Genomic DNA, 18,068 nt, shown 5'->3' with positions numbered 1-18,068 from the left:
GGTGACCTGCCATGGTTGCTGTCCCTTCGGTGCGGATCTGTTCGGTGCGGATTGGTAGCGGTGAGGGGACGGGGGAGGTTGGTACGGCCTGTCACGGGCACGGTCGAGCCCCTGCGGGCCCGCCCCTCCCATTGTCCTCCCCTCCGGGGGGTGCCGGGGCAGGGAGTCAGGGGGTGTGGTGGGTCCCCCTGGCCGCGCGATGCCTGTGGACAGCGGGATCTGCCAGCAGCGGCCAAGGATTTGACTACCTCTGGGTATCCACAGGATCAGAGGGTTGTCCACAGGTTGTGCACAGGTTTATCCACAGGATGACAGCTGGCTGTGCACTCTGTGGGGTTATCCACAATTTGCAGGTCAGAAGGTGTGTAAAATGCTCGTCCACAGCTTTCGGGGGGCTGGAGGCGAGGCGAGGAGAGAGTTATCCACAGGTTGAGGTTATCCACAGGACACGCCCCACCGTGGGAGTTGTGCACCCTGTGGACAACTCGTTGTCCACAGGGGCAGGGGCAGGCTGTGCGCAGTGGTGTCCGCCACCGGCCGGGCCGCGCCAGGCGGACCCGGGACCCGGTCGTGCGGGCGGTCTGATTTGACCACGGCCCGACCAGGTCGTATCTTCTTTATGCTTATGCCGATGATTCTGTCCGCGCTCATGTCCGACATGGGAGCGCGGCATCGACACATGCACAGCAAGGCCCCGCATATCCTGGGGGTCTGTCGTAGTACTTTCCTGACACGCCCCTGGAGCCAGTAGTGAGCAAGCGTACGTTTCAGCCGAACAACCGGCGTCGCGCGAAGGTCCACGGCTTCCGGCTGCGCATGCGTACGCGCGCCGGTCGCGCCATCATCGCCTCGCGTCGTCGTAAGGGACGCGCCGCGCTGACCGTGAGCCACTAGGGCCACGCAAGCCTCAAGTCTTCACTGGGACCGGTCCGGCCTTCTTGCCGGTCGGTCCCTTTGTCGTGGGGTACGGATCCGGTAGTCGAGGGCCGTGCCCCCTCTCCCGGAGGAACGCCGATGTTGTCGCCGGAGAACCGGATGCGTCACAGCGCCGAGTTCGGAACGGTCATGCGCTCGGGCCGGCGCGCATCGCGTGAGGCCCTGGGCGTCATCTACCTCGCCCCCCGACAGCCGTCCGACACCGGCACCGACGCCGCGGCGCCGCCGCGCGTCGGTTTCGTCGTGAGTAAGGCGGTCGGGGGAGCGGTGGTGCGCAAACGCGTACAGCGGAGGCTGCGTCACCTGATGCGGGCTCGGTTGGCTGTTCTGCCAAAAGGTAGCCTGCTGGTAGTGCGGGCCAAGCCCTCTGCCGCGAGCATGCGGCAGCAGGATCTGGCAGTACAACTCGACAGCGCGATCGCCGCGGCGCAGCGGCCCCGGGGGGCCGCCAAGCGTCGACGGGGCCGTGGGGGCCCGCGCCCCGACCCGGCCGAGTCGGCGAGGAGCGAGGCAGACGGTGACCGTCGCCCACCCAGGGGCGGAGAACGGTGGGCGAAGCAATGACCGAGCACAGACCGACGTCGTTCGCACGGCTGCTGATCCTGCCCATCCGTGGTTACCAGCGCTTCATCAGTCCGCTCTTCCCCCCGGTCTGTCGTTTCTACCCTTCGTGCAGCGCGTACGCCGTCGAGGCGCTCCGCGTGCACGGAGCCCTGCGCGGGTTGTGGCTGGCTGTCAGGCGTATCGCCCGCTGCCATCCCTTCAACCCGGGGGGTCTTGATCCGGTTCCGCCGCCCAGGGGTCGCGGAAACGAGGAGTCCGAGGAGTCTGCGGGCGGAACCGGGAACACCGGCGCCGCTTCCGGGGACCAGTAGTTTCACTGAACTAGGAGTTGGCCGGTGCTGGACTGGCTTTACAACATCGTCGGCTGGACGTTGGTCCAGATCCACGCGGGTCTGTCCTTCGTCGGCCTGAACCCCGACAGCGGGTGGGCGTGGGGCCTGTCCATCGTGCTGCTCACCGTCGTCATGCGGCTCCTGCTCGTGCCGCTGTTCGTCAAGCAGATGAACACGCAGCGCAAGATGCAGGAAGTCCAACCGAAGATCATGAAGCTTCGGGAGCGCTACAAGCACGACAAGGAGCGGCTCCAGAAGGAGTCGATGAAGCTCTACCAGGAGAGCGGGACCAACCCCATCATGGGTTGTCTTCCCCTCCTCCTGCAGATGCCGGTGTTCTTCGCACTGTTCAGCGTGCTGCGCAGCGTTGCCGAGGGCAACGTCCGGTACGGCTTCACCGAGGAACTCGCCAACAGCGCCCGTGAGGCGCTGATCTTCCACGCCCCGATCGCCGCGCAGTTCAACACCACCCCGGAGGAACTGCGCCAGCTCGGCGCGACCGACCCCGTCATGGCGAAGGTCGTCATCGCGATCGCCTGTGTGGTCATGGGCACCACGACGTTCCTGACCATGCGGCAGAGCATCAAGCGCAGCATGGCGCAGCAGCCCGACAACCCGATGATGCAGACCCAGAAGATCATGATGTACCTGGCGCCCGCGTTCGGGCTCTTCGGTCTCGCGATGCCGGTCGGTGTGCTCGTCTACTGGGTCACGTCCAACGTCTGGACCATGGTGCAGCAGCACTACCTCTACCGGAACCAGCCCCTCCCCGGTGACGGGGACCAGTCGGGTAAGGGCAGCACCGCCAAGGGCTCGGCCAAGGGCATGCTCGGCCGGAAGAAGGCCCCGGAAACCGCTCCGGAGCCCAAGGAAGAGCCTAAGATCGAACGTAAGCAGCCGAAGAAGCAGCCGCGCTCCAAGCGCAGCGGCGGGTCCAACTGAGGACCCTCCTGTTTCGTGTCGGCGGCGACGACTTTCCAGTACGCAGGCGACAATGCCCCTGAGGCGTACGACGGCCAGGGACTGACGGATTGAGGAGACGGGATCGCTGTGGGAAGTAGCGAGGAAGAGAGCGGTGGCGTAGCGGTGGCTGAGGCACCTGAGGCCGGAATCGACATCGAAGCCCTGGAGAACGAGGGTGACATCGCCGCGGACTACATCGAGGGTCTCCTCGACATCGCGGACTTCGACGGCGACATCGACATGGACGTCGAAGGGGACCGCGCGATGGTCTCCGTCGTCGGTGCGACCCTGGACGAACTGATCGGTGACGACGGTGAGGTCCTGGAGGCCCTCCAGGAGCTGACCCGTCTGGCCGTGCACCGCGCGACCGGGGAGCGCAGTCGCCTCATGCTGGACATCGGCGGCTACCGCGAGGGCCGCCGCAAGGTGCTCTTCCAGATCGGCACCGAGGCCGCGAACAAGGTGAAGGAGAGCGGGGAGATCCACCCGCTGGAGCCGATGACCCCCTTCGAGCGCAAGGTCGTGCACGACGCGGTCGCCGCGGCCGGCCTGCGCAGTGAGTCCGAGGGCGAGGAGCCCAACCGCTACGTGGTGGTGCATCCGGCCGACTAGCTTTTCCGGTCGCGGATGTCAGGGGCGGTGTTTCACGTGAAACACCGCCCCTTCGGCGTGCGGGGCCGGCTCTCGCCCGGGTGGCGGGGACAGTGGCCACGGGCCGCGGGAGCTGTGCCCGCGAGGAGCCCCGGGGGTGTTTCACGTGAAACCCGGGTGCGTCCCACACATAGGATCGTCTCCGGGGCCTTCCCGCCCACGAGCCGTTCCGCCCCGGCACTGAGCGACGACGCCGCGAGTGGATCCGCGAGCCGCGCGGCCCGTGCGGAGGGAGGGGGTAACCCCGTGCGTGCGGGCGACCGTGATCCGCCGCGCGTTTCCCACGCCGGTCGACAATGCTCCGAATGGACAGGTCGACATGGCGACCCGACGGTTCATGGAAGTGATGATGGACGAGTTCCGACAGGTGGTGACCGATGACCTCGGGCACTGAGGAGCCCGGCGCTACGCTCCCCGCCCCGCCCCCGCAGGCCGAGGCGGTCTTCGGCGACACCCTGCCCACGGCTGCGCGCTACGCTGGACTCCTCGCGGACGACGGGGTGCGCCGGGGGTTGATCGGCCCCCGCGAGGTGCCCCGCCTCTGGGAGCGACACCTCATCAACTGTGCTGTCGTCGAGGAGTTGATCCCCGAGGGCGCGGAGGTGGTGGACATCGGGTCGGGTGCCGGACTGCCCGGTCTGGTGCTCGGTCTGCTGCGCCCGGATGTCAGGGTGACCCTTCTGGAGCCCCTGCTGCGACGGACGGTCTTCCTCGACGAGGCTGTCGAGACCCTCGGCCTGGCCAACGTGGAGGTTCGGCGGGGGCGCGCCGAGGAGGTGCACGGTGAGCTGTACACCGACTTCGTCACCGCCCGCGCGGTCGCTCCACTGGGCCGTCTCGCCGGTTGGTCGCTGCCGCTGCTCCGCAAGGGCGGGAGCCTGTTGGCCCTGAAGGGGGAGCAGGCGGAGGCCGAACTGGCCGAGGCGGAGAAAGACGTTTCGAAACTGCGTCCTGGCGTCTGCGATGTGATCAGGGTGGGTCGGGGTAAAGTCGATCCCGCTACCACGGTCGTTCGCGTCACGGTGACATCCGACGGTGGTCCGCCCGCGCCCGGAGGATCCCAGAAGAAGGCGCGGAGCGGCAAAAAAAAGCGCGGACGGAAGAGGTGAACTCATTCGTGCCCCAGAACCCAGCCGACAACGCCGGTGTTTCACGTGAAACACCGGCGGGCGCCTATGGAGACCTGCTCGATGTTTCACGTGAAACAGCAGCGGACTCCACGGCGGGCCAGCCCTCTGTTTCACGTGAAACACAGAGTGGTGACACGGCCTCCGACGGCGTCCCCGACACTCCTCTTGCCCGCGCGGCCCACGCCGCGATGGCGGTTCGCGGGCACGAGGACCACTGGCCCCGTCCCAAGGCCTGCCGGGTGATCAGTGTCGCCAACCAGAAGGGCGGGGTGGGCAAGACCACCACGACGGTGAACATCGCCGCCGCCCTGGCCATGCACGGACAGCGTGTTCTCGTGGTCGACCTCGACCCGCAGGGGAACGCGTCCACCGCGCTCGGCATGGAGCGCGACACCCAGACCCGGTCGATCTACCACTGCCTGGTCGAGGACGAGGAGATCCGGAAACTGGCCCAGCCGGTCCCGGACATTCCGAACCTGTGGTGCGCTCCGGCCACCATCGACCTCGCCGGGGCCGAGATCGAACTGGTCTCCCTGGTCGCCCGGGAGGCTCGGCTCAAGCGGGCCTTCGCCGCCTACGACACGTCGGACCTCGACTACATCCTCATCGACTGTCCGCCCTCGCTCGGCCTGTTGACGGTCAACGCGATGGTGGCGTGCGACGAGGTCATGATCCCGATCCAGTGTGAGTACTACGCACTCGAAGGGCTCGGTCAGCTTCTGCGCAACGTGGAGTTGGTCAAGTCGCACCTGAACACGGGCCTGTCCATCAGCACGATCCTGCTGACGATGTACGACGGCCGGACCAGGCTCGCCCAGCAGGTCGCGGACGAGGTGCGTTCGCACTTCGGTGAACTCGTCCTGGAGACCCTGGTGCCGAGGAGCGTCCGTGTCTCCGAGGCGCCGAGCTACGCGCAGTCGGTCATGACCTACGATCCCGCGTCCACCGGTGCGGTGGCCTACCTGGAGGCGTCCCGTGAGATCGCCTACCGGGCCGAGGGGATCTCCGGCTGACGCCGGTTGTTTCACGTGAAACACTCCGCCCGGCCGTGCTGCGGTCGGGCGGAACAGCACGCAAGGAGTGTGGAGGGAGTTGCCGGTGAGCCAGCAGCGGCGCGGACTGGGTAAGGGGCTGGGGGCGCTCATCCCGCAGGGGCCGACGGCCCCCGCGCCGGTGGAGAGCGTCCCCGAGGTGGAGCTGTCCGCCCCTGAACCCCCCGAGGTCCAGGGGCCGGCGGAGTTGCCGGACGGGACCTACCTGGAGGATGTCGAGCTCGCCTCGATCACCCCCAACCCCCGTCAGCCCAGGACACACTTCGACGAGGAGGCCCTGGAGGAGCTGCGGGACTCGATCGTCGAGGTCGGTCTGCTTCAGCCCATCGTGGTTCGCAAGCTCGAGGGCCGCGGCGAGGACCGATACGAGCTGATCATGGGGGAGCGCAGGTTCCGGGCGAGCAAGCTCGCGGACCTGGACCGCATCCCCGCCATCGTCCGCAAGACGGACGATGACGAGCTGCTCCGGGAGGCACTCCTGGAGAACCTGCACCGGCAGCAGCTCAACCCGCTGGAGGAGGCGGCCGCGTACCAGCAGATGCTGGACGACTTCGACACCACCCAGGAGGAGCTGGCCCAGAGGGTGGGCAAGTCCCGCTCGCACGTCAGCAACACGCTGCGCCTGCTCAACCTTCCGGGGAGGGTGCAGAACCGGGTGGCGGCCGGGGTGCTCAGCGCCGGCCACGCCCGCGCGCTGCTCTCGATCGATGATCCGGAAGCGCAGGAGCGGCTGGCTCAGCGGGTCAACAACGAGAACCTGTCGGTCCGGGCCCTGGAGGAGATCGTCGCCCTTCGGGAGATCTCCGGGGACGAGGGTACCGAGGGGGAGAAGCCCCGCCGTTCCTCCGCGGGCAGGATCAGCAACCCCCCTCAGGTCGAGGAGTGGGCGACCCGCCTGGGCGACCGGCTCGACACCACGGTGAAGGTGGACATCGGTCGGAAGAAGGGCAAGATCGTCGTGGAGTTCGCGACGATGGAGGACCTGGAGCGGATCATCAGTCAGATGGACCGGTAGGGCTGACCATCCACCCGGGCGTTGGCGGTGTTTCACGTGAAACACCGCCAACGCCGTATGTGGACCTTCTGTGCCTCCGGTCTGTTTCACGTGAAACAGACCGCGCGCGTGAAGGGTCTCGGCCGTCCGAGCCTCCCCGGCGTCCCCTGCTTGCCGGGGGTGCCCCGCGGCGGGGCGGCACAGGGGCCGTGGAGCGGCGTGGAGCACGCGGGCCGAAGGCCGGTCGCGGAGGAAGACGAGAGGCCCCCAGGGGTGACCTGGGGGCCTCTCGCGGGTTCGGTGCGGTTCCGGGTTACAGGAACTCGGCCAGTTCCTTCTCCAGGAGGCGCTTCGGCTTGGCCCCGATGATCTGCTTGACGACCTCGCCGTCCTTGTAGACGTTCATGGTCGGCAGCGACATGACGTTGTAGGCGCGCGGGGTCTCGGGGTTCTGGTCGGTGTTGAGCTTGACGACATCGATCTTGTCGGCGTACTCCTCGGCCAGCTTGTCCAGGACCGGGGCCATCTGCTTGCAGGGGCCGCACCAGTCGGCCCAGAAGTCCACCAGGACGGGCTTGTCGCTGGCGAGGACGGTCTCCTTGAAGGAGGCGTCGGTGGCGGTCTTGACTGTGGACACTGCTTGGTTCTCCTTGGTTCGACGAAACCGGTGGGAAAGAGGCCGGGGGAGGGGTCAGTTGCCCATCTCGGCGAGGTGGCGCTCGGCGTCCAGGGCCGCGGCGCAGCCGGTCCCCGCGGCGGTGATCGCCTGGCGGTACTGGTGGTCGACCACGTCGCCCGCGGCGAAGACACCGTCGAGGTTGGTCCGGGTGGACGGCGCGTCCACCTTCACGTAACCCTCCTCGTCGAGCTCGACCTGCTTCTGGAAGAGCTCCACGCGCGGGTCGTGGCCGATGGCGACGAACAGGCCGGTCACGTCCAGGGTGCTGATCTCGTGGGTCCTGTTGTTGATCAGCCGGAGCCCGCTGACGCGGTCCTCCCCGAGAACCTCGGTGATCTCGGTGTCCCAGAGGAAGGAGATCTTGTCGTTGGCGAAGGCCCGCTCGGCCATGATCTTGCTGGCGCGCAGCTCGTCGCGTCGGTGGATGACCGTCACGGACTTGGCGAAGCGGGTGAGGAAGAGCGCCTCCTCCATCGCGGTGTCGCCGCCGCCGGCCACGGCGATGTCCTGGTCACGGAAGAAGAAGCCGTCGCAGGTGGCGCACCAGGAGGTTCCCCGGCCGGACAGCGCCTTCTCGCCGGGGACGCCCAGCTCGCGGTAGCCGGAGCCGGTGGCCAGGATGACGGTGTGCGCGAGGAAGGTCTCGCTGCCGACGGTGACCTCCTTGACCGGCTTGGTCAGGTCCACGTCGGTGACGTCCTCGGGGACCAGTTCGGCACCGAAGCGTTCGGCCTGCTTGCGCAGGTTGTCCATGAGGTCCGGGCCCATGATCCCGTCGGGGAAACCGGGGAAGTTCTCCACGTCGGTGGTGTTCATGAGCGCACCGCCGGCGGTGATGGACCCCTCGAACACCAGAGGGCGCAGTTCCGCGCGCGCGGCGTACACGGCGGCGGTGTAACCCGCCGGTCCGGAACCGATGATGATGACATTGCGGACGTCACTCACGCTCGTAGGCCCTTCACACAGTCGCTGTTCCTGGCCACGGGGGCGTGACCGGAGGGAAAGATGCTTAGCACAACCGATGGTAGGCGCAGGGCATTCCCCCTCGGGTGTCCGCCCAGCGCGCGGCGGGCGGGAGATGGGTCTCAGCGACGACGTCCGGCACGGTCGGTCCCTCGGCGGACGGCCAGGGCGACCGCCCCCGCGGCGGTCCCCCACAGGGCGTTCGTGGCCAGGACCGTTACCAGGCCGAAGGGGTTGGTGATCGGCCCCCGGAGCTCTCCCGTGAGGAACGGGGACAGCGCCGCGCTCAGCACGATCGCGAGGACCCCGTAGGCCAGGCCTGTGTACACGAGCGTGAGGAAGGGGCGGGGGACACGTGCCACGACCACCGCCACGATCCAGGCCGCGGTGACGAGCAGGGTCGAGGCGATCTGTGCCAGCGGCGAACCGATCGCCTCCGAGACCCCGGTGGCGCTCATCAGGGGGCGGACCAGGGCGAGCGCACCGAGACCGAGCACGAGTGACCAGGGGATGTCGTGCGGGTGTTCGGCGGTCCGGCCGGAGTCCCCCTGCGGGATGTGCGGATGGTGGCTCATGATCTCTCCGTGGGTTGTGGGGCGGCTGTGCCGGCCCTTCGCACGGTAGGGAGCCGTCGGCCCCGTGACATCGGCCCGCGGTCCCGCCCCGGTACGTCCGAACGCGTAGTCGGACGCGTTCGGGAGGAGGTGGCCCCGGGGAGGGGGATCCGTAGAATCGCCGCATGCCCGGTCACTCAACCAGACAAGACGTCGTCGTCGACGCCCTTGCGGGGTTCGCGGTCTTCGCGGTGGTCGCCATCTCCGTCGGCGCGGGCATCGGCGGGGGAGACCTCCCTTCGGCGGTGGCCTACGGGTTCGCCGCCCTGTTCGGTCTGCTCATGCTCGTGCGGCGCCGGTGGCCGGTGGTGGTCCTCCTGGCCACCGGGGTGCTCCTCATCGCCTACTACGTGGTCGACCTCCCGGTGATCGGGATGGCGGTTCCGGTCGCGGCCGCGCTGTACTCCGCGGCCGCGTTCGACCGGACACGGTGGGCGGTGGGGGTCGCGGTCGCGCTGGTGGTGGTCTCCACCCCCGCGCGGATCGCCGAGGGGCAGGACGTGGCTCTGCTGATCGGGTACGAACTACCGTCCACCGTGGCGGTCATGGGGGCGGCGATCGCCCTCGGCGACGGGGCGCGGCAGCGCAGACGGAGCGCCCGCCAGCGCGAGCGGATCGCGGTGCTGGACGCCCAGGCGAGGGAGGCAGAGTCCGCCGAGCGGATGGCGCGCGAACGCGCCCGGATCGCCCGGGACCTGCACGACGCGGTCGGCCACCATCTGTCGGTGGTCTCCCTGCACGCCGCGGTGGCCTCTGAGGCTCTGGAGGAGGGTGCGGTGGATCTACCGACGGCCCGCGCCGAGCTGGACCACGTCACCCGGGCCGCCGGAGGAGGGCTGCGCGATCTGCGCTCCACGGTGCGGGCGCTGCGTGAATCCGGAGCCGAGGTCGAGCGGGTCGCCGGTCTCGACCACCTGGAGGAGTTGGTCGCCTCGGTCCGCGCGGCCGGGCTGGAGGTCCAGGTGATGGGGGACGGTGGGGAGGGCCTGCCCCGGATGGTGGACGCGACCGCCTACCGGTTGGTCCAGGAGGCCCTCACCAACACCCTCCGCCATGCCCGGGCCGGGCGTGCCGCCGTGGTGCTCGAACGCACCGAGGGGGTGCTCGCCGTGACGGTCACCGATGACGGTGCTGCCGGTGGCGGCCCGGATGCCCCGACGCCGGACCGGGGCGTCGCACCGCGGGTGCCCGCCGGGGGCGGTGGTGGGCTCTCCGGTATGCGGGAGAGGGTGCGGATGGTGGAGGGCACGTTGGAGGTCGGTCCGGGGCGGGGCGGCGGGTTCCGGGTGTGCGCGCGGATCCCGGTCGGGGGTGGCGCATGATCAGGGTCCTGCTCGTGGACGACCAGCCGCTCGTGCGTACGGGGGTGCGGTCGCTGTTGGAGAGGGACGGCGACATCGAGGTGGTGGCGGAGGCGACCGACGGTCGGCAGGCGCTGGTGGAGATCGACCGCTTCCGTCCGGAGGTGGTCCTGCTGGACCTGCAGATGCCCGTGATGGACGGGCTCGGGGCGCTGCGGGAGCTGGAACGTCGACGTGTCGACACGTCGGGGCGCCGACATGTCGACACCCGGGTCGTGGTCCTCACCACCTTCGGCGAGGACGCGAACGTGTTCTCCGCGCTGCGCCTGGGCGCGGCCGGGTTCCTGCTCAAGGACGCGGGTCCGCGCGAACTGCGGGCGGCGGTCCGGACGGTCGCGGAGGGGGAGGCGCTGCTGTCGCCGGGGGTGACCCGGCGGGTCATCGAACGCCTCGCCGCCACGGAACCCTCTCCGGAGGCCGCCGCCGCTCTGGACCGGCTCACCGGTCGCGAACGCGAGGTTCTCGCGCTCGTCGGGCGGGGCATGTCCAACCAGGAGGTCGGCGCCGAGCTGCATCTGAGTCCGGCGACCGCCCGGACCCACGTGGGTCCGGGCGGTCGCCAAGCTCGGTGTGCGGGACCCGGGAAGTGCTGCGCCGTGGGCGACCGTTGAGGGCGGTGGAGGGCGACGGGCGGGCCTGGTGGTGCTGGCCTACGAGAGCGGCCTGGTCCGGCCCGGAGGCGGCTGAGGCCCCCGGCCGGTCACAGGTCCGCTTCGGCGAGGACGCTGGTGTCGATGTCGCCGCCCTGCGCGCAGCCCGGGTCGAGCACGACCACGCCGTTGCCCCCGGTGTCCTGGGTGAAGAGGACCCATGCGCGCTCGGCGCCGTCACCGGAGTCGAAGAGGGCCTCGTCGACCAGGGTGCCCCGGACGTCGTTGGCCTCCTCGAACCGGTCGACGCACCCCTGCACGGGTGCGGTCACCGGTTTCTGCGCCTGGGCTCCCATGCCCTCCGCGGTGTCCTCCGACTCGGCCAGCACCTCGGCCGCCTGCGCGCCGAGCTGGTCCTCGGTGTAGACCGTGCCGCTCGCCGTGGACTCGGCGGAGTAGGACTGGGCGATGTCGGGGGCGGACTCCGGTCGGGAGTCCTCCTGGACCATGGGGGCCGCGGCGTCGGTCTCCGTGTCGCCGACCATCAGCCCGTTGACGATCGCGGCACCGCCGCCGACCACGAAGACGGCCGCGGCGGCGGCCGCCATCAGCTTGGGCAGGCCGAAACCGCGGCGTCGGGAGGTGATGGGGACGACCGGTGCGGGCGCGTCCGGGACGGGCTGCGCCGGGCCCCCGGCCGACGGGACGGCGGGTTCGGGGTGCGCGGCGGCTCCGGTGCCCGCCGCGGACGGGGAGCGTTCGCGGACGGCCTCGGCGATGCGGCTGTCGAGGAGGTCCGCGACGTCCTGCGGCAGTGCGGGTACCGGTGCCTCGCTGAGGACGCGGGCGACCCCCGAGAGCTCCTCCAGGGTGGCAGCGCACTCCGCGCAGGTCTCGATGTGGACGGCGACCGGGTTCTCCTCGTCGGGGTCGGTGAGACCCTCGGCGAAGAAGGCGAGCGCCTCCGTGTCTGGGTGGGACGTCACGATGGGTTGGCACCTCCTCTCCCAGATGTGACGTCTCGGGGAGGCTGAGGGTTCCTTAGATGGGCCAGGGAGGGAAGAAGTTTGGCGCGACCTCGCGCACACCGGCTCTTGACGGTGCCCGAGGCCACCTGGAGGATCTCGGCCGCCTCGTCCACCCGGTAACCGAGCATGTCCACCAGGGTCAGCGCCATGCGCTGGTCCAACGGGAGGAGGTCCAGGGCGGCGTGCACGTCCAGGCGGGCCTCGGTCCGCGAGGCGTGGTCGGTGCCGCCGCCAGAACGGCTCAGGCGCTCGTTGGAGATGACGTCGAGGGTCTCGTCCTCGGTCGGGGTGGCCGGACGCACCTTGCGGCGTCTGAGGCGGTCGTGGCAGGCGTTCACCAGGATGCGGTGCAGCCAGGTGCTGACCTGGGACTCGCCGCGGAAGCGCCCGGCGGCCCGGAACGCGGACAGGAAGGCGTCCTGCAGCGCGTCCGAGGCCTCCTCGGGATCACCGGTCATCCGGATGGCGACAGCCCAAAGGCGCTCACGGTGTCGGCGTACCAGTACCGCGAACGCCTGTTCGTCACCCTGAGCGTGCCTCGACAACAGCTCCTTGTCAGGAAGCTCCTGGGCCGCGTCCATCAGCGCTGATCACATACCCCACAACTAGAACCTAGGTCCCGCGTACCTCGACCTCGTTAATGGTCCCACGCCATTCGCCGTCGACCTTCGGCAGCTCGGTGAACCAGACCAGGACGTACCGCCCGGTCACACCCTCGTCGAGGGTGACGGTCTGTTCGCCGTCGACACTGCCCGACCAGGCTGCCGGGAGGTTGGCGTCCAGGCTGGCCTGGTCGCCGACCTCGTCGCTGTCCCCGACCCGGATCTCCACCGCGTGTGCTCCACCGGAGAGCATCAGGTCCACCTCGTGGACCTCCTGGCCGGACTCCAGGTCCAGCAGCAGGCCGACGCCCTCCTTCTGCATCTCCAGCGGGTCCCAGTAGCCCTGGGTGCTCCAGCCGGTGTCGGGCTTCTGGTCGAAGGCGAGGGGCGCGTTCTGGGAGTGCTCGTCGCCCTCGGCCATCGGGTTGAAGCCCCGGGCCGAGTCGATGGCGAGGGGTTCCAGTTCCACGTTGTCCGTGGCCTCCTCGGAGGCGCTGGCGCCCGGGTCGGCGGTGTCGCCCCCGCCGCGGACCATCGTGCCGACCACCCACGCGCCGGTGACGACCGCGGCGAGCAGCACCACCGCCACCACGCCGACCAGGAGTTTGCGGACCGAGCCGCCCTCCTGGCGGGCGGCTCGCTGCTCCGCGCGGGAGGCGGGGGCGGACCGGGCCGCGTCCTCCCGGGAGCCGCGCCGCTGGCCGTTGGTGGCGCCGAACTCACCGGTGCGCCGCGAGGTCCCCTGCTCGGGCTGCGGAACGGCCTCCGTGGGGGAGACCGGCAGCGGGATGAGCCGCGGTACCTCGGCCAGCGCCGCGCAGAAGTCGGCGGGGCTGGTGATGGGCGGTCCGGGAACCAGTTGACCCGCCAACTGCGGCAGGGCCGCCCGGGTGGTGATGCTGGCCAGGGGCTCGCTCACGCCCTGGCGCAGCTGCCCGGGCGGGTAGGGGCCCATGGGGCCCTGCGGAGCGCCGGGGAGTCCGCTCTGCGGGCCGCCCGGCCAGTATCCGGTGATGGCCGCGTAGAGCAGGCTGCCCAGCCCCTGGGCGTCGACCGCGCCGGGGTAGGGGACGTTGTTGCCGAGTAGTGCGGCGTCCACGCCGATACCGGTGACCTTGACCGCGCCACCGCTGCTCCACATGAGCTTTCCGGGGGTCAGGCCCAGGTGGTGCAGGCCGCTGGCGTGCGCCGCGGCGATGGCCTCGGCGGCCTCGGCGACCAGGCCGGCGGCGCGCTCGGGTTCCATCGGCCCCTGCGCCAGGAGCTCGGAGAGGGAGGAACCGATCACCCATTCCTCGACGACGTAGGGGACGGCCGAGGTGTCGTCGGCGTCGAAGACCTGGGTGACGCGGGCGTCCGGGATGCGGCTCGTGGCACGGGCCGCGTGCACGACCTCTGACGTGCGCGGGAATCCGTCCGCGAAGGTCCATACCGCGACCGGACGCGCGAGCGTCTCGTCGGTGGCCTTCCACCGGGTCGCACCACCGGTCTCGCTCACCACGTGGTCGAGTCGGTAGCGGTTGGCCAGCTTCGCCCCGGGTTCGATCAGGAAGGTGCTCATGATGGGAGTGACGGGCGCCAGTGCCGCTGGGTCGCGTGGTGCCGCTGCGGGCGCACGCGAGGGGGTCGGCCCTGTCTGCTGTCCCCAGCCTCCCTTCGGGCAGCTCGGATCATCGATGCTCTGGCGGTAAAGCGGTGTCTGTCCATGCTAGGACGCGTGAACAGCCTCTTTGGAGGACACCGGGTGCTCGTTCACCTTCTGGGAAGTACCAGGACGTGACTACCCAACGTCATCCATTCCAGGTGATCAGCGGCGTCGCAGTCGGGTTCTGACCAAATCAAGGAATGATGTGACTTCTGTCACCTTAAGGAACTTGGCGGCAACCACGAACAGTACGGCACCGACCAGCCCTCCGGCCACCATGGACGCGAGAGCGGGCCAGAGATCACCCGGCAGGCCCCGGAAGACGTAGGTCATCAGCACACCGAACAGTGCGGCCGGGACCGTGGCCACGTGCAGCTTGAACAGGGTGGCGGCCGTCCTGCGCCCGTCCAGGCCGTTCAGCCTGCGGTTCAGCAGGAACCACATGATGGCCGAACCCACGATGTAGTAGAGCCCGTAGGGGACCGGCAGCCACACCACGATGTGCTGCGGGCTCTCCGCCATGAAGTACAGCAGGCCGATCGCGGTGACCGCGTGGGCGACCTCGGAGGGGATCGACACCAGCGCCGGGGTGCGGGTGTCACCCAGCGCGTAGAACACGCGCATCTGGAGCTGGAACAGCGTGAACGGGATCAACATCACGCAGAAGGCCATCAGGATCCGGCCGATCGCGGCCGCGTCCTCCGCGCTGGTGCTGCCCTGCGCGTAGATCATCACGCAGAAGGGGACGGCGAAGACGATCATCGCCACCGAGATGGGGACGATCAGCACGGAGGAGAGCCGCAGCCCCCGGGAGAAGTCGCTCCGGACCTGGTCCCTGCGCCCGGCCGCGACGTGTTCGCTCATCCGGGGGAGCAGGGCGGTGATCACCGAGACCGCGATGACCGCGTACGGCAGCTGGAACAGCATCGAGGCGAACTTGTACGCCGCGATGCCCGAACCCGTCTCGTGGCCGAGCTCGGCGGCCATCGCTCCGGCCCGGGTGGCGACGTTGGTGGACACGAGCGCCCCCACCTGGGCGACCACGATGTAGAGCATCATCCACGAGGCGGCACCGGCGGCCTCCCCCAGACCGGACCCGCGCAGGTCCAGCCGGGGGCGCCAGCGGAAACCCGCGGCGGCGAGGGCCCAGACCAGAACGGCGGCCTGGACCACCTGGCCGAGCGCGGTGCCCAGGCCGAGCAGCGCGATCTCCCCCTGGGTCACGGTGTCCGGGGTGCGGCCCGGACCTGCGACGGACAGGAACCACAGGCAGACGCCGATGATGACGAGGTTGTTCAGCACCGGGGCCCACATGGGGGCGCCGAACCTGTTGCGCGCGTTCAGCATGGCGCTGGACAGGCCGCTCGCGCCGATGAAGAAGATCTGCAGCACCAGGTAGCGGGCCAGGACCACCGAGACCTCGTACTGCGCTCCGCTGAACCCGCCGGCGTAGATCCGGATGAACCACTCCGCGATCAGTACGGACACCAGAGTGAGCGCGAACAGCGCCAGCAGCATCAGGGTGACCAGGCGCTGCTCGGTCCCGTTCCCGCCGTCGGAGTCCAGCTTGCGCCGCTTGACCAGGAACGGCACGAAAACACTGGCCAACAACCCGCCGATGAGCAGGTCGTAGATCATGTACGGCACCATGCCGGCGGTCTGGTAGGCGTCCCCCAGCAGCTGGGTACCGATCGCCGCGGCCAGCACGATGGTGCGGACGAAGCCCGTCACCCGGGAGGCGATCGTGCCGACCGCCATGATCGCGGTCGACCTCGCCAGGTTGCCCGGCGCCGTGTGCGCCGTGCCGCCGATCTCGTCGCCGTCCTCCAGGCCGGCGCGGTCCGCGGTGCCCACGTCACCGATCTCGCTGGGGTCGCGGACCGCCTTCAGCCCGGTCTCGGGCTCGGTGTCGGGCTCGGAGCGCTCGTAGGCGTCGAGCACGTCACCCGGCATCACCATGTGGTGGCGGGACAAGGGGCCTCGGTGCTCCCCCGGTCCTCGTTCCGGTTCCTCGGAGTGCTGGCGGAGTTGGTCGCTGGACACCGTCGGGCGGTCCTTTTCTGGCGGGGGCGGCTACGGGGTTCCGGCGGGTCCGGGCCGAGGGGGTACGGCGTCTAACGACCCAGGCGGGTGCGGATCAGCTGCACGGCGGCGCTCAGCTCGGGCACGCGCAGAACACGGGCGGACACCAGGAAGAGCAGCGCGCCGACGGCGCATCCGACCACCGGGGCGCCCACGTAGGTGACCAGACCGGGACCGACCCGGGTGTCGAAGAACCAGAGTACGCCGAAGCCGACCGCGACACTGGGCACGACGGCCAGGTGCAGCCGCAACAATGTGCCAAGGATGTGCCTTCCGTCAAGACCCCCGACACGTCGGCTGAGGACCTGTCCGGCGATGGTCAGACCGGACAGGAACGACACCATGAAGCCCGCGGCGACGCCGACGACGACCAGGTTCGGCGGCAGGACCAGGTAGGCGACCAGGGCCAGAGCGCTGTGGACAGCGAGGTTGGCCCCTCCGATCAGGGCGGGGGTCCTGGTGTCGCCCATCGCGAAGAACACGCGCAGCATCAGCTGGAACACGGTGAACGGCAGCAGCCCGAGCGACATCACCGCGAGGATCTGCCCGATGGCGGTCGCGTCGGCGACGGAGACCGAACCGCGGGCGAACGCCAGCACCGACAGCGGCTCGGCGAACATCGCGACCGCGAAGGCGGTCGGGACCAGCACGAAGGCGGAGATCCGCAGGGTGCGGGAGAAGTCCGAGCGGACCGCGTCCCAGTCGCGGTCGTCGGCGTGCGCGCTCATCCTCGGGAGCAGCACGGTGATCAGGGAGACCGCGATGATCGCGTAGGGGAGCTGGAAGAGCTGGTACGCCAGGTTGTAGGCGCTGATACCGGCACCGACGTCCAGGCCCTGTTCGATGCTGGCCACGTTCGCCGCGTTGGCGATGTTGGTGGTGATCCACAGGCCCGCCTGGGTCAGCAGGGTGTAGAGCATCATCCACCCGGCGGTGCGCAGGGCCTCACCGAGGCCGGATCCGCGCAGGTCCAGCCGGGGGCGCCAGCGGTAGCCGGTCCGGGTCAGGGCGACGAACAGCACGAGCGCCTGGAGGGCCATGCCCGCGGCCGTGCCCGCGCCCAGCAGGGTGAGCTCGGAGGTGGAGACCGACTCCGGGGTGCGGCCCGGGCCCGCCACCACCAGGAACATCCCGGCCACACCCATGATGACGAAGTTGTTGAGCACCGGGGCCCAGACCGCCGCGCCGAACTTGCCCCGGGTGTTGAGCATCGCGCTCAGCAGACCGCTCAGCCCCACGAAGAAGATCTGCGAGAGCAGGAAGCGTGCCAGGTAGACCGAGGTGTCGAACTGCACCGGGGTGAACCGGGAACCGTACAGCCAGATGAGGGCCTCGGCCGCGGCGATGGCGGTCGCCGTCACGAGCAGCAGCGCCAGCACCATCGAGGTGAACAGCCGGTCCTCGGTGGCCTTGCCGCCGTCCGCGTCGCGCTTGCGCCGCTTGACGAGGAAGGGGATGACCACGGAGGCCATCAGGCCGCCGATGAGCAGGTCGTTCAGGATGAAGGGGATCGTGTGCGCCGTGTGGTAGGCGTCACCGAGCAGGTGGGTACCGATGGCGGCGGCCAGCACGATGGTGCGGGCGAAGCCGGACAGGCGGGAGGCCATGGTGCCGACGGCCATGATCATGCTGGACCGCATCATGCCGCCGGAACCCGAGTCCTGCTTCGGGGCGGGGGTCTCGGTTTCGGGGATCTCACCCTCCTCGAACGACGGGGTCGGTCCGCCTGCGGGGCGGACCGTGCTCTCTCCGGGCATGGGGCCCTCCGCGGGCAGTTTTCGGTGTTTGGGTGTGTGACGAGAGTCCTGCTCGTCGCCGTGCGGGGAGTCGGTGACCACCGTGGATCAGGGTTCCTTTCGTCCGACTGGGAGGTTCGTGCCGC

17 protein-coding genes and 1 pseudogene are annotated in these 18,068 nt (G+C 69.6%); 10 read left to right on the top strand and 8 right to left on the bottom strand.

Going from position 1 to position 18,068, the window contains the following annotated elements:
- The first annotated feature begins 750 nt into the window (after positions 1-750).
- From rpmH to AC0VYD_RS26300, 8 genes are all read left to right on the top strand, one after another.
- Positions 751-894, top strand: coding sequence for a 50S ribosomal protein L34 (gene rpmH, locus AC0VYD_RS26335; RefSeq protein WP_014909187.1), 144 nt, complete (start codon positions 751-753; stop codon positions 892-894).
- Between the two features lie 120 nt (positions 895-1,014).
- A complete protein-coding gene (gene rnpA / locus AC0VYD_RS26330; protein WP_475477980.1) occupies positions 1,015-1,500 on the top strand; it encodes a ribonuclease P protein component in 486 nt (161 codons plus the stop codon).
- Positions 1,497-1,811, top strand: coding sequence for a membrane protein insertion efficiency factor YidD (gene yidD / locus AC0VYD_RS26325; RefSeq protein WP_191267977.1), 315 nt, complete (start codon positions 1,497-1,499; stop codon positions 1,809-1,811). Before rnpA ends, yidD begins: the two co-directional genes overlap by 4 nt.
- A gap of 24 nt (positions 1,812-1,835) precedes the next feature.
- The gene (gene yidC / locus AC0VYD_RS26320; protein WP_475477979.1) at positions 1,836-2,774 is read left to right on the top strand and encodes a membrane protein insertase YidC; all 939 of its coding nucleotides are present in this window, start codon (positions 1,836-1,838) and stop codon (positions 2,772-2,774) included.
- 144 nt (positions 2,775-2,918) lie between these two features.
- Positions 2,919-3,407, top strand: a complete 489-nt coding sequence (locus AC0VYD_RS26315) for a Jag family protein (protein WP_191267975.1) — start codon at positions 2,919-2,921, stop codon at positions 3,405-3,407.
- A 416-nt stretch (positions 3,408-3,823) separates the two neighbouring features.
- Complete coding sequence (gene rsmG, locus AC0VYD_RS26310) at positions 3,824-4,555, top strand: 16S rRNA (guanine(527)-N(7))-methyltransferase RsmG (RefSeq protein ID WP_475477978.1); 732 nt, start codon at positions 3,824-3,826, stop codon at positions 4,553-4,555.
- Between the two features lie 74 nt (positions 4,556-4,629).
- Positions 4,630-5,589: a ParA family protein gene (locus AC0VYD_RS26305; RefSeq protein ID WP_475480380.1), complete on the top strand. Its 960-nt coding sequence runs from the start codon at positions 4,630-4,632 to the stop codon at positions 5,587-5,589.
- 85 nt (positions 5,590-5,674) lie between these two features.
- Entirely contained in the window at positions 5,675-6,643 is a 969-nt protein-coding gene (locus tag AC0VYD_RS26300; protein WP_475477977.1) for a ParB/RepB/Spo0J family partition protein, read from the top strand.
- 292 nt (positions 6,644-6,935) lie between these two features.
- Here the strand turns inward: AC0VYD_RS26300 and trxA are convergent, their stop codons facing one another.
- The 3 genes from trxA to AC0VYD_RS26285 all read right to left on the bottom strand — a co-directional run bounded on the left by trxA (position 6,936) and on the right by AC0VYD_RS26285 (position 8,839).
- Complete coding sequence (gene trxA, locus AC0VYD_RS26295; RefSeq protein ID WP_191267971.1) at positions 6,936-7,259, bottom strand: thioredoxin; 324 nt, start codon at positions 7,257-7,259, stop codon at positions 6,936-6,938.
- A gap of 54 nt (positions 7,260-7,313) precedes the next feature.
- Positions 7,314-8,246, bottom strand: coding sequence for a thioredoxin-disulfide reductase (gene trxB, locus AC0VYD_RS26290; protein WP_475477976.1), 933 nt, complete (start codon positions 8,244-8,246; stop codon positions 7,314-7,316).
- 140 nt (positions 8,247-8,386) lie between these two features.
- Positions 8,387-8,839 (bottom strand): hypothetical protein, encoded by a 453-nt coding sequence (locus AC0VYD_RS26285; protein WP_475477975.1) that lies wholly within the window; start codon positions 8,837-8,839, stop codon positions 8,387-8,389.
- 164 nt (positions 8,840-9,003) lie between these two features.
- Between AC0VYD_RS26285 and AC0VYD_RS26280 the strand changes: the two genes are divergently transcribed.
- Positions 9,004-10,200, top strand: coding sequence for a sensor histidine kinase (locus AC0VYD_RS26280; RefSeq protein ID WP_475477974.1), 1,197 nt, complete (start codon positions 9,004-9,006; stop codon positions 10,198-10,200).
- Positions 10,197-10,926: pseudogene (locus AC0VYD_RS26275) on the top strand (response regulator). Before AC0VYD_RS26280 ends, AC0VYD_RS26275 begins: the two are co-directional and overlap by 4 nt.
- Positions 10,927-10,939: 13 nt before the next feature.
- On the opposite strand, the gene AC0VYD_RS26270 reads toward AC0VYD_RS26275, so the two are convergent.
- The 5 genes from AC0VYD_RS26270 to murJ (AC0VYD_RS26250) all read right to left on the bottom strand — a co-directional run bounded on the left by AC0VYD_RS26270 (position 10,940) and on the right by murJ (AC0VYD_RS26250) (position 18,024).
- Positions 10,940-11,815, bottom strand: a complete 876-nt coding sequence (locus AC0VYD_RS26270) for an anti-sigma factor family protein (protein WP_475477973.1) — start codon at positions 11,813-11,815, stop codon at positions 10,940-10,942.
- Positions 11,812-12,438: an RNA polymerase sigma factor SigM gene (gene sigM / locus AC0VYD_RS26265; protein ID WP_475477972.1), complete on the bottom strand. Its 627-nt coding sequence runs from the start codon at positions 12,436-12,438 to the stop codon at positions 11,812-11,814. The genes AC0VYD_RS26270 and sigM overlap by 4 nt, the downstream gene beginning before the upstream one ends.
- Positions 12,439-12,469: 31 nt before the next feature.
- Entirely contained in the window at positions 12,470-14,020 is a 1,551-nt protein-coding gene (locus tag AC0VYD_RS26260; protein WP_475477971.1) for a protein kinase family protein, read from the bottom strand.
- Between the two features lie 246 nt (positions 14,021-14,266).
- Complete coding sequence (murJ, locus tag AC0VYD_RS26255; protein WP_475480379.1) at positions 14,267-16,063, bottom strand: murein biosynthesis integral membrane protein MurJ; 1,797 nt, start codon at positions 16,061-16,063, stop codon at positions 14,267-14,269.
- 155 nt (positions 16,064-16,218) lie between these two features.
- Complete coding sequence (murJ, locus tag AC0VYD_RS26250; RefSeq protein ID WP_475477970.1) at positions 16,219-18,024, bottom strand: murein biosynthesis integral membrane protein MurJ; 1,806 nt, start codon at positions 18,022-18,024, stop codon at positions 16,219-16,221.
- Positions 18,025-18,068 lie beyond the last annotated feature (44 nt).

Source organism: Nocardiopsis sp. iso_40 (genome assembly GCF_056173285.1).
The sequence above is the reverse complement of the archived record's forward strand: the minus strand, read 5'-3'. Positions and strand labels throughout refer to the sequence as shown.